Annotated in this window: 8 protein-coding genes; 1 reads left to right on the top strand and 7 read right to left on the bottom strand. The window is 58.4% G+C overall.

The window, feature by feature from the left end; translation table 11 throughout:
* The first annotated feature begins 7 nt into the window (after positions 1–7).
* Positions 8–1252, top strand: coding sequence for a mechanosensitive ion channel family protein (locus BFV65_RS05295; RefSeq protein WP_022647326.1), 1245 nt, complete (start codon positions 8–10; stop codon positions 1250–1252).
* Here the strand turns inward: BFV65_RS05295 and BFV65_RS05290 are convergent, their stop codons facing one another.
* The 7 genes from BFV65_RS05290 to BFV65_RS05260 all read right to left on the bottom strand — a co-directional run bounded on the left by BFV65_RS05290 (position 1253) and on the right by BFV65_RS05260 (position 11800).
* Positions 1253–2224 carry a LacI family DNA-binding transcriptional regulator gene (locus BFV65_RS05290; RefSeq protein WP_045621287.1) on the bottom strand — a complete coding sequence of 324 codons (972 nt, stop codon included), beginning with the start codon at positions 2222–2224 and terminating at the stop codon, positions 1253–1255. It abuts the gene before it with no gap.
* A gap of 75 nt (positions 2225–2299) precedes the next feature.
* A complete protein-coding gene (locus tag BFV65_RS05285) occupies positions 2300–3442 on the bottom strand; it encodes a Gfo/Idh/MocA family protein (RefSeq protein ID WP_069596319.1) in 1143 nt (380 codons plus the stop codon).
* Positions 3435–4460, bottom strand: coding sequence for a sugar phosphate isomerase/epimerase family protein (locus BFV65_RS05280; protein WP_069596318.1), 1026 nt, complete (start codon positions 4458–4460; stop codon positions 3435–3437). Before BFV65_RS05280 ends, BFV65_RS05285 begins: the two co-directional genes overlap by 8 nt.
* Positions 4461–4475: 15 nt before the next feature.
* On the bottom strand, positions 4476–5711 hold the full coding sequence (locus tag BFV65_RS05275; RefSeq protein WP_023299501.1) for an MFS transporter: 1236 nt from the start codon (positions 5709–5711) through the stop codon (positions 4476–4478).
* Positions 5712–6027: 316 nt separating this feature from the next.
* Positions 6028–7413, bottom strand: a complete 1386-nt coding sequence (gene pheP / locus BFV65_RS05270; RefSeq protein ID WP_023305623.1) for a phenylalanine transporter — start codon at positions 7411–7413, stop codon at positions 6028–6030.
* A gap of 102 nt (positions 7414–7515) precedes the next feature.
* The gene (locus BFV65_RS05265; RefSeq protein ID WP_069596317.1) at positions 7516–9489 is read right to left on the bottom strand and encodes a PhoX family protein; all 1974 of its coding nucleotides are present in this window, start codon (positions 9487–9489) and stop codon (positions 7516–7518) included.
* A gap of 127 nt (positions 9490–9616) precedes the next feature.
* The gene (locus tag BFV65_RS05260) at positions 9617–11800 is read right to left on the bottom strand and encodes a TonB-dependent receptor (RefSeq protein WP_069596316.1); all 2184 of its coding nucleotides are present in this window, start codon (positions 11798–11800) and stop codon (positions 9617–9619) included.
* Between the last annotated feature and the right edge of the window lie 129 nt (positions 11801–11929).

Here is an 11929-nt window from a genome sequence, read left to right as displayed (position 1 = left end):
AGACGTTATGCAGGAATTAATTGCTCAGGTTGAAGAGTTAGGGATTGAAATTAATCACACCACCTCTTTAGTGATTATCTTTGGTATTATTTTTCTTACAGCCATTATCGTTCATTTTATTCTGCACAAAGTGGTGCTGCGCGCCTTCGAAAAACGCGCGCAGGCCAGCAGCCATTTATGGTTGCAGATCATTACGCAGAACAAGTTATTTCACCGTCTGGCGTTTACCCTCCAGGGGATAATCGTCAACGTTCAGGCGGTTCTGTGGCTGCAAAAAGGCAGCGAAGCGGCGGAAATGCTCACCACCTGCGCAAAATTGTGGGTGATGGTCTATGCCCTGCTCTCCTTCTTCTCGCTGCTGGATGTGATTTTTAATCTGTCGCAGAAAATGGCCACCGCATCACAGCTGCCGCTGAAGGGGATATTCCAGGGCATCAAGCTGGTGAGCGCCATTCTGGTGGGAATATTAATTATCTCCCTTCTGATCGGTCAGTCACCCGCCATTCTGATAAGCGGCCTGGGTGCGATGGCTGCCGTTCTGATGCTGGTCTTTAAAGACCCGATACTGGGCTTAGTGGCCGGTATTCAGCTCTCCGCCAACGACATGCTGAAGCTCGGGGACTGGCTGGAGATGCCGAAATACGGGGCCAACGGCACGGTGACCGACATCGGCCTGACCACCGTTAAAGTGCGCAACTTCGATAACACCATCACCACCATCCCGACCTGGGCGCTGGTGTCCGACGCGTTCATCAACTGGAGCGGCATGTCAGCCTCCGGTGGTCGCCGCATCAAGCGTAGCCTGAATATCGATACCACCAGCATTCATTTCCTCGATGAGCAGGAGCAGCAGAAACTGATTCAGGCGAAACTGCTGAAGCCGTATCTGGCCGCGCGTCATGAGGAAATTAACCTGTGGAATCAGCAGAACGGCGAAGGGGAATCGGTATTAAACCTGCGCAAGATGACCAATATCGGCACCTTCCGTGCCTATCTGAATGAATATCTGCGTAACCACCCGCGTATTCGTAAAGATATGACGCTGATGGTGCGCCAGCTCGCGCCCGATGCCAACGGGCTGCCGATTGAAATATATGCCTTTACCAACACGGTGATTTGGGCAGAATACGAAGATATTCAGGCCGACATCTTCGATCATATTTTCGCGGTGGTGGATGAATTTGGCCTGCGTATTCACCAGTCGCCAACCGGAAACGATATTCGCTCGCTGGCTGGCGTCATCGCCAGATAATCAGGTGCTGGCGCGGGAAATAAAGCGCCAGTCCATCATGACCCTTTCCGTGGGCGCATCCGGGTTGTCGATCTTATTTAACAGCAGATTGACCGCCTTGCGCCCGATATCCCGCGACGGTTGTTCAATGGTGGTGAGAGAAATCATCTCCGCCAGCTCGGTGCCGTCAAAACCCACCACCGCGATATCTTCTGGCACCCGCAGCCCTGCCTGCTGAATGGCGCGCAGCGCCCCCGCCGCCAGCGTATCAGAAACGGCAAACACCGCATCCGGCGGGTTTGCCTTTAACAGATTTTGCATCGCCGCCATGCCCGCACTGGAGCTGAGCTCACTGGCGTACTCCACCGCCTGATAGTCCAGATCCCGCAGGTGTATGACGCTCTTATAGCCGCGTTCGCGCAAACGGGAATATTTGTAGCTGAGGTCGTGGTTGATGAGCGCAATGCGTTTGCGGCCCCCGTCGGCAAGCTGGCTGACAACATGCTGAGAGGCATCAACATCATTAATCCCCACGCAGGAGACCGCGCCCGCATCGGCGTATTCGGCGCACTGCACCCACGGCGCGTTGCCAATCAGCGCGGCCAGCTCCGGCAGCTTCGAGAACGCATCCATGGTGATAATGCCGTCGACGATTTTGCCGGAGAGCAGGCTTAAGCCCGAGCGGGAGCGCTCAATATCCGAGCCGGAGTTGCACAGCAGGATGCGGTAGCCGTTCTTTTCCGCCTCGGCTTCGATGCCCTTCACCACTTCGGCGCAGAACGGGTTGGCGATGTTCGAGACCATCACCAGGATCATATAGCTGCGGGCGGTGCGCAGCTGACGCGCCAGCAGATTGGGCTGGTAGTTACTCTCCTGGATCGCCTGCAAAACGCGCTCGCGGTTTTTCGCCTTCACGGTATCGCTGTTATTCAGTACGCGAGAGACCGTTGCCACGGATACCCCGGCCAGTTGAGCGATTTTCTGAATTGACATAGCGACGATACATCCTGCGGTTAGCGTTTTGTGCAGGCTACCATAAATTGGTTGCCCGGCGAACCGGGCAATGCGTCAGTATTCCACACGCACCCAGCGCTGCTGCTGATGGCTTTTCACAATCGCATCAAGGATATACATCACACTGGCGCCATCGTGGAAGGTGGCAAACTGCGGATTATCCGGCATCGCTCCCGCCTGCACGGCACGGTAAAATTGCGCCATCATATTTTTAAAAGCATCCGGCCAGCCTTCAATGTGTCCGCCGGGGAAATGGGCGCTGTCGGCCACATCACGGTTCATCAGACCCGGATCGTCGCTGAGCGTCTGGTTTGCCCGGGTGCGATGGCCGATCCACAGCTGCTGCGGGGTTTCCTGATCCCACGCCACCGACTGCTCGCTGCCGTTAATTTCAAAGGTCAGGCGGTTTTTTCGCCCCGCGCTCACCTGCGAGACGCTAAAGCTGCCCTTGCTGCCGTCGTCAAAACGCAACAGCACCGAGCCGAAGTCTTCGGTAGTGACCAGTTTATCTTCATAGTGAGCATGTTCGTCGTGCGTAAACGTCTGACTGCCCGCCACGTTAGCCTTGCGCGTCGGCCAGACGATGGATAAATCAGCCATCACCCCAGTAATGCGCCTGCCGGTGACATACTGCACCGTATCGCACCAGTGGGAGCCGATATCCGCCACCGCCCGCGATGCGCCGCCGAGCGCGGCATCCACCCGCCAGTTGTAGTCGGTTTCCAGCAGCATCCAGTCCTGCAAATAGCTGCCGTGCGAGGCGAACAGCCGCCCGAGGGTGCCCGCGCGCATCATGCTCGCCGCCTGGCGCACCATCGCAAACTGACGATAGACAAAGCTCACGCCATGCACCACGCCCGCCTGCTCTGCCAGCGCCACCAGCTCGCGCGCCTCGTCCGGCGTCATGCACAGCGGCTTTTCGGAAAACACGTGCTTGCCCGCGCGCAGGATCTGGCGGTTAATCTCCGCGTGCAGGTGGTTCGGCGTGCAGTTGTGCACCGCATGCAGATTGGAGTGCGCGAGCAGTTCTTCCACGCTGGCGTAAGCATGCGGCACATTTAGCTGGCGCGCCTTTTCCTGCGCCTTAACGAGCGAACCGTCGCAGAGCGCGACCACCTGCACAAACCCGAGACGCCTGAGCGCCTCGATGTGTGCCGGGCCAATAAACCCGCTGCCGATAATCCCGACGTTAATCATGGCTCCCCCCTGCGGCGAAATCATCAAACGCCCGTCCGGAAACGGGAATAATGTGGCGGCGGATAAATTCGCTGCCTTCACTCGCGCCAGTATCGCCATCCTTCAGACAGCACTCCCACTCCAGCACCGCCCAGCCGTCGTAGTCGTACTGGGTCAGCTTGCTGAAGATGCCCTTAAAGTCAATCTGCCCGTCGCCCAGCGAGCGAAAGCGTCCGGCGCGGTTGATCCACGGCTGGTAGCCGCCGTAGACGCCGCTGCGCCCGCTGGGGCGGAACTCCGCATCCTTGACATGGAACGCTTTAATGCGCGCATGGTAGAGATCAATAAAGGTCAGGTAATCCATCTGCTGAAGCAGCATGTGGCTCGGGTCGTAGAGAATGTTGCAGCGCGGATGGTTATCCACCAGCGCCAGAAAACGCTCGAAGGTTACGCCGTCGTGCAGATCTTCCCCCGGATGCAGCTCAAAGCAGACGTCCACGCCCTGCTCGTCGAAGGTATCCAGTATCGGCCGCCAGCGGGTTGCCAGCGCCTCGAACGCCTCCTGAAAACGCTGCTCGTTGTGCGGCGGCCACGGATAGAAAAACGGCCAGGCCAGCGAGCCGGAGAAGGTAGCGTGCGCTTTCAGGCCTAATCGGGCCGAGGCGACCGCCGCCTGCTTCAGTTTTTCCGTTGCCCACGTCTGACGCGCCGCATCGTTATCGCGCACGGATGCGGGTGCGAAGTGGTCAAACGCCTCGCTGTAAACCGGGTTCACCGCCACAAGCTGCCCTTCCAGATGGGTCGACAGCTCGCTGATGACCAGCCCGTGCGCGGCCAGCTTAGCGGTGATGTCGTCGCAGTAGGCCTGACTCTCTGCGGCTTTCTCCACATCAAAGATATGCGGATGGTTGCAGGGGATCTGCACCGCTTTGTAACCCTTCGACGCCGCCCATCCTGCCAGCCCGTCGAGCGTGTTGAAGGGCGCTTCCCCGCCAATAAACTGCGACAGAAAAATGCCCGGTCCTTTCATTGTCCTCATACCACCTCCAGAACATTACGCCTTGTCATCGTCATACTTAAACGTGAGAAGGAAAATCAGCGCGATCGCCGCGGCAGCCACCGCCGGGATCCACCAGAATGTAACCCACGCCTGCGGCACGGTCTGCCCTGCCACCAGGCGGTTGTAAAGCGCCCCTGAAATCTGCGAGCCGAGCAGCATGCCGATGCCGTAGGTGAACATCACGATCATGCTCTGCGCCTGGCCTTTGACCTTTTCTCCCGCCACGCGGTCGGTGTAGATAAAGCCGACGACAAAGAAGAAATCGTAGCAGACGCCGTGCAGCAGAATGCCCAGATACAGCAGAATGCGCCCCTCCTCGCTGACACCCAGCGCGAACATGGCATAACGTACGAACCACGCCAGCATGCCGATCAGCAGCATATATTTCACGCCCAGGCGGCGGAACAGCAGCGGAATAACCAGCATGAAGACGATCTCAGACATCTGCCCGAAGGACATGGCGGTGCTGACGTCGGCAATGCCGGCATCCGCCAGATACGAGGCGGTGTAGGCGTAATAGGTGCCGAGCGGGACGGAGATCAGCATTGCGCAGACGGAGAAGACGAAGAAGTGGCGGGTTTTGAGCAGCGCGAAGGCGTCCGCGCAGAAGAGATCGCGCACCTTCACAGGCAGGCCTTTCGCCGGTGCTGGCGTGTGCGGCAGCGTCAGGCTATAGAGCGCCAGCAGCACGGAGCTGACCGCCGCCACCTGGAAGATGGTCACGCTGGACGCCACGCCGGTGACGCCGATAAAAATGCCCGCCACGATCCAGCCGATGGTGCCAAACACGCGCACCACCGGGAAGGTTTTATCCACGTTTGCCAGGCTGTGGAACGCGATGTTGTTGGTGAGCGCCAGCGTTGGCATGTAGCAGAGCGTGTAGCCAAACAGAAGGCCAATCAGCAGCGCGCCGTTCTCAGCAATCAGCGCCCCCGGCACGAACCAGAGGATCGCCGCGCCCGCGAGGTGCATCACCGCCATCACCTTCTGTGAAGCGAAGAAGCGGTCCACCAGCATCCCGAGCACGAACGGCGAAAGAATGGAGGCGATGGGCCCGGCTGAGAACGCGTCGCCAATCAGCAGTGACATGTTGTGCCGGGTCATCACCAGGCCAAGCGTGACCGACCAGCTACCCCAGATAAAAAATTGCAGAAACATCATCAGCGACAGACGCGGCACCAGCAGCCGGTGCTGCGTTATCGCCTTTTCACTACTCTCAGTTGACACCATGATAAGCCTCACCCGGAAAAAGTAATCGATTACAAATTCGTTCAAATGAAAAGTAATCGATTACAAAACAAAGATCCTGTGGATCGAAACAGAATTGGGAGAGGGGTCACGATAATGGTGAAGCGGAGGTGCCGGGTGGCGGCTTCGCCTTACCCGGCCTACTAAATAACGTCCCCGAACATGTAGATCCGGTAAGCGCAGCGGTGCCGGGCGTGAAGGCGGGCAGTGTGGTGCGGTCTGGTGCCCTCACCCCGGCCCTCTCCCACAGGGAGAGGGTGCAAACACTAAAAACGGCAACCTGGTTGCCGTTTTGCTTTTACCTTCGAGAGAGTTTAAAGGCAACAAACAGGAACACCACCCACACCGGCAGCAGCATCGCTGACAGGCGCATCTCATCCATGGTGCACATCAGCACCAGAATCAGGCCGAGGAAGGCGATACAGATGTAGTTCCCCGCCGGATAGAGCAGCGCCTTGAACTGCGTCTCGCGCCCCTTGCGGCGCATCGCCGCGCGAAAGCGCAGGTGCGCCAGGCAGATCATGATCCAGTTCAGCAGCAGCGTGGCGACAACCAGCGCCATCAGCAGGCCAAACGCCTCTTTCGGCAGCAGATAGTTGATCAGCACCACCAGCGAGGTGATAGCGCCGGAAAGGAACAGCGAATTGATCGGCACGCCGCGACGGCTGACGCGGGTGAGGAACTTCGGCGCGTTGCCCTGTACGGAGAGGCCAAACAGCATGCGGCTGTTGGAGTAAACCCCGCTGTTGTACACCGACAAAGACGCCACCAGAATGACGAAGTTCAGCGCGGAAGCCACCACGTTGCTGTTCAGGTCATGGAAGATCATCACGAACGGGCTGCTGTCAGATTTTACTTCCACCCACGGATAGAGCGCCAGCAGCACCACCAGCGAGCCGATATAGAACAGCAGGATACGGTACACCACCTGGTTGACCGCTTTCGGAATGCTTTTGTGCGGATCGCGCGCTTCGGCAGCGGTAATACCTATCAGCTCCAGACCGCCAAAGGAGAACATAATGACCGCCAGCGAGAGGATCAGCCCTTTCCAGCCAGTCGCCAGGAAGCCGCCGTGCTGCCACAGGTTGTCGATCGATGCACGCTCGCCGCCGTGGCCGGAGAACAGCAGCCACAGGCCAAAGCCGATCATGCCGATAATCGCCAGCACCTTGATCAGCGCAAACCAGAACTCGGTCTCGCCATACAGGCGCACGTTCACAAGGTTAACGGCGTTAATAATGATGAAGAAGGCCGCCGCCCAGATCCACGTCGGGACATCCGGCAGCCAGTACTGCATATAGATGCCTGCGGCGGTCAGCTCCGCCATACCCACCAGCACGAACATCACCCAGTAGTTCCAGCCGGAGAGGAAGCCTGCGAACGGACCCCAGTATTTATAGGCAAAATGCGCGAAGGAGCCGGACACCGGCTCTTCAACAACCATCTCGCCGAGCTGGCGCATGATCAGGAAGGCGATAATCCCTGCGAGAGCGTAACCCAGCAGAACCGCCGGGCCAGCCATTTGAATGGCGGGGCCGATGCCGAGAAACAGCCCGGTACCGATCGCGCCGCCAAGGGCAATTAACTGAATATGTCGATTTTGCAAACCACGTTGCAGCGTCGGACTCTGATCCGACGAAGCTTCAGCGCTACCATGGCCTGAAGCGGATGACGCGTCTTTCACGCCCTACCCCTGTCTCTTTTTTAGAAGGGGCACGTTTTAACACTTCATGCTGGTGGTAGCAAGCTTAACGCCGGGCCAGCGCATGCGCCCGGCTGATAAACGTCACGACCCGATGATCCCGCCGTCTGCTTTGACGATCACCACCGTTGACGATCGCGGACGCCCGTTCGGGCTCGCGTCTGGCCAGCTGGAAACAGCGCGAGGGTTGGCCGGGTCGGTAATATCATCCCCACCCTCCCCCGGATGCTGAATGTTGATAAACAGCGTCCGGTTGTCTGGCGTAAATGCAATGCCGGTGATTTCGCACCCGCGCGGCCCGGTCAGGAATCGGCGATACTCGTTGGTGCCTGGAATGGTAGCCACCATCTGGTTATTGCCCATCCCCTCGTACGCTTTCTTATTGATGGTGCTGGAGGAGACATCGGTCTGGATCCACAGGACGCCCTGGTGGTCAAACGACAGGCCGTCCGGGCTGCCAAATTCCGCGCCCTGCATCGAGCCTTTGGCCTTCGGATCGTCGCCGTCGGTGCGCCCGGCCATGACCAGAATATCCCACTTAAAGCGTGAGGCGGCAGGATCGGCCCCCTCTTCGAGCCAGTGCATAATATGCCCGTACACGTTGTTGGCGCGCGGGTTAGCAGCATCGACCGGTGCCTTGCCCTCTTTCCCGCAATCGCTGTTGTTGGTGAGCGTACAGTAGACGCTGCCGCTGGCGTGCGGATCGACGGCTATCCACTCGGGGCGATCCATCTTCGTTGCCCCCACCACGTCGGCCGCCAGACGGGTTTTAATCAGCAGATCGCCCTGGCTTGCAAAACCGTTGCTTTTATCCAGGCCATTTTGCCCGAAGACAAGCGGCAGCCAGTCGCCGCTGCCGTTTTCGTTGAACCTGGCGACGTACAGCGTGCCGGACGTCAGCAGCTGCATATTGGCTTCGCGGTTCGCGGGATCGTATTTTTTATCCGAAACAAATTTATAGATGTACTCAAACTTTTGGTCGTCACCCATATAAACCACCACGCGATTATCGGCGGCGAGCGTGACGGCTGCCCCCTCATGCTTGAAGCGGCCCAGCGCGGTGTGCTTGCGCGGCGTGGAGGTCGGGTTGTAGGGATCGATCTCCACCACCCAGCCGAAACGGTTGGGTTCGTTAGGGGTTTTATCGACGCTGAACCGCTCATCCACCTCGTTCCAGCGGTATGATTCATCGCTGTCGCTAATGCCGTAGCGTTTTTCCAGCGGGTTGAGATCGGCTTTTTTCACAAATATGTCCGACCAGTTCTCCTCGCAGGTGAGATAGGTCCCCCACGGCGTGTGGCCGTTGGCGCAGTTCTGCATGGTGCCCAGAACGCGTTCCCCCTGCGGATCGGCGGCGGTTTTCATTAAGTCCTGATGCCGCGCCGGGCCGGTAAGCTGCATCGGCGTATTGACGGTAATACGGCGGGCGAACGAAGACGGACGCACCACCTCCCAGCCGTTGCCCGTTTTTTTCACTTCCACCACCGACACGCCCATCGCGTTCTGCCCCTTGCGGGCTTTGTCGAGGCTCCAGTTCGCCGTACCGTCCGTAAACAGCATTCCGTTGTCGATGTATTCATGGTTCAGCGCCAGCAGGCCATGCTCCGGGCTTTGCCCCCCCTGCGGCAGGCTAAACCACGCCATGCCGTCGTGGTGCATGCCCGCCTGCACGGCCTGTTCGTCTGTGGTATTGCTGGCGTCCGGTTTAAACGCCGGCATGTTGTTTTTGATGCCTGTCGGATCGCCCCAGCGATAGAACGGACGGGCAATATAGCCTTCCGGCACCCTGACCGTATCTTCCGTGGAGACGTCGATGCTGGTAAAGCCCAGGGAAACCGCTTTTGCCAGCGCGGACGGTTTTGAGACCGCGGCAATGGCATTCTCGGGTGTGATCAGATACGGGAATGATACGGCTGCCCCCGCTACGGCCCCCATCTGGAGAAAACGGCGGCGGGAGAGGAACACCTCTGCCACCTCGGAGAATACCGGGTTAGCGCTGCGGTTACTGATATCGTCGCGATGTTCTTTTTTAAATACGGATTTGAGGGGTCTGCCCATAGCGGCTTCCTGTCATTGGCCAAGAGGTAAGGATGTGGCGACCAGTGTAAGAAGCTTTTATTACAATTTTATAACACGACAACGAAGGGATTGGGGCGTCCCTGCCCCGGATAACGAGGTGGAACGCTTAGAACTCGTAGCCAACCGAGACCTTAAAGGTACGCGGCTCGCCCTGAGTGATGTAAGTACCGGAATCATCCACGCTTGACCAGTAGTTCTCGTTGGTCACGTTGTCGATGCCTGCGCGCACGGTCATCTGGTTTTCATTGTGGTTCACCGCGAAGCGATAGCGCATGCCCAGATCCAGCGTGGTGTAGCTGTCCAGCTTTTTGGTATTCGCCAGGTCAGCATACTGCGTGCCGGAGTGGTTAACGCGCGCGGTCGCCGTCAGGCCCTCAATCGGCTTGATATCGTATTCTGCCCCCAGCACGGCGTAGAAGCTCGGAATACCGATCGCGTCGTTCCCCTGGTTCACGCCGTTTTTAGTTTTGGTCAGCTCGGCCTGAAGCCAGGTGGCGCTGGCGTTCAGACGCATCCCGAGCGTTGGCTCGCCGAAAACGTTCAGCTCCACGCCACGGTTACGCTGTTCAGCGTCCAGGCCGTAGTGGCCGCTGTCGTCGAGGATAGCCGACGGCATTTTGATCTCAAACAGTGCCAGGGAGCCGCCCACGCGGCCAAAGTCCGCCTTTACACCCACTTCGTTCTGCTTAGAGTGCACGATACCGGTGCTCTGGCCGTAGTTGTTTGCTGAGCGAGGCGCAGTTTCACCGGGCTGTAACGCCTCGGTGTGGTTGGCGTAGAGGGAAATTTCCTCCCACGGCTTATAGACCACGCCGTAGGTTGGCATCCAGCGGCTACCGTCAAAACCGTCCGCGTCGTTTTCCGCACCGGTAATTTTGTTGTACCCGCGAATCACCACTTTCTGATGGCGTGCGCCTGCGGTAAACAGCAGTTTGTCGTCCAGCACGCCCAGGGTATCGCTCAACAGCCAGCCCTGCGTGCGGGTGCGCCCACTGGTCAGCGGATCGCTGTATTTGCCGCCTGAGCCGCTGAAGTTGCTGCTGTCCGGCATAGCAACGCCGGTGTTGTGGTAGATGTTGGTGGTCGGGTTATCCGCCGCGGCAGACATTTTCCACGCGATTTTTTCGTTTTTGGTCATCGCCGAATACCCGACATTCACCTTGTGCGAGACGAAGCCGGTCATGAAGTTACCGCGAATGCCCGCCATGCCGCTGACGGAATCACTGATGCGGTTGGTATCAAGGCGGCTGACCGTCGCATTACCGCTTTTATCCATCAACTTCGGGGCGCTGTAGATCCCCTCTTCGTGCGCGTGCTGTGCGCCGAGGCCGGTATAGGCCGTCCAGCTATCGGTGATGTCGTACTCGCTGCGCCACATGCCGAATTCGTTTTCGATATCGCTGTAGGCCCACTTCTGCGAGAAGTTGCGATCGTTCTTCGGTGGTTCAGGCACGAAGTCCACCGCCGAGATGTTGACGCTGGTCGGGCTGCCGTGGAAGGTTTTTTTCTGATAGCCCAGGTCCAGCGAGGTGCGGAAACGGTCACCTTTGTAATCCAGACCGGTGGAGAGCAGCGTGGTGCGGCGGCGGTCGTTCGGCACGCCGGTTTCGCCTTCACGATGCACAAGGTTCACCCGCGCGCCGAACTGGTCGTTATCGCCAAAGCGACGCCCCGCATCCAGCGTGGTGCCAATCTGGGAATCCGAGGTGTAGTCGACGCCCACTTTCGCCTGCGGGATGTCGCCCGCGTGTTTTGGCTCAAGGTTGATCATCCCGCCCACGCCCGAGCTGGCCGCGCCGTTCATCAGGGAGTTGGCCCCTTTGAAGATCTCGATGCGGTCAACCATCTGGGCATCCACCACCTGACGCGGCAGTACGCCAGACAATCCGCCAAAGGTCATATCGTCGCCGTCAAACTTCAGGCCGCGGATACGGAAGGTTTCCGCGCTGTTGCCGTACCCCTGAACGAACTGCACGCCCGCGTCGTTAGCGACCACGTCAGCAATGGTTTTCGCCTGCTGATCTTCCACCAGCTTCGAGGTGTAGCTAATGATGTTGAACGGCACGTCCATGGCGTTCTGCTGCCCGAGCATCCCCATACGTCCGCCGTTAGCCACCTGGCCGTCGAGGAAGGCCGGAAGCAGCTGGTCACCGCCGGGTTTGAAATCACTCCCCGCCGTGGACTGGACCACGATGGTGTCCTCTTTTTTCTCTTCCGCCGCAAAGGCGGAGTGTGTAACCGCGCCGATGGCAATCGCCAGCAGCGTTTTGTGCATTGTGGTGTTGTTCATAATGAGCTCTTAACGTGCGCGCAAAAATGGCCCGTTGTCGGGCCTTAGTATTTATCAAATGAAATGCAAATGAGAACTATACGCATTATGCTTACATAATCAAGCGTCAACGAGGAGCACTGCGCGAGA

It is taken from the genome of Enterobacter hormaechei subsp. hoffmannii (assembly GCF_001729745.1).
In the GTDB taxonomy this organism is placed as follows: domain Bacteria; phylum Pseudomonadota; class Gammaproteobacteria; order Enterobacterales; family Enterobacteriaceae; genus Enterobacter; species Enterobacter intestinihominis.
Note: the sequence above shows the minus strand (reverse complement) of the source record. Positions and strands in the feature narration are given on the sequence as shown.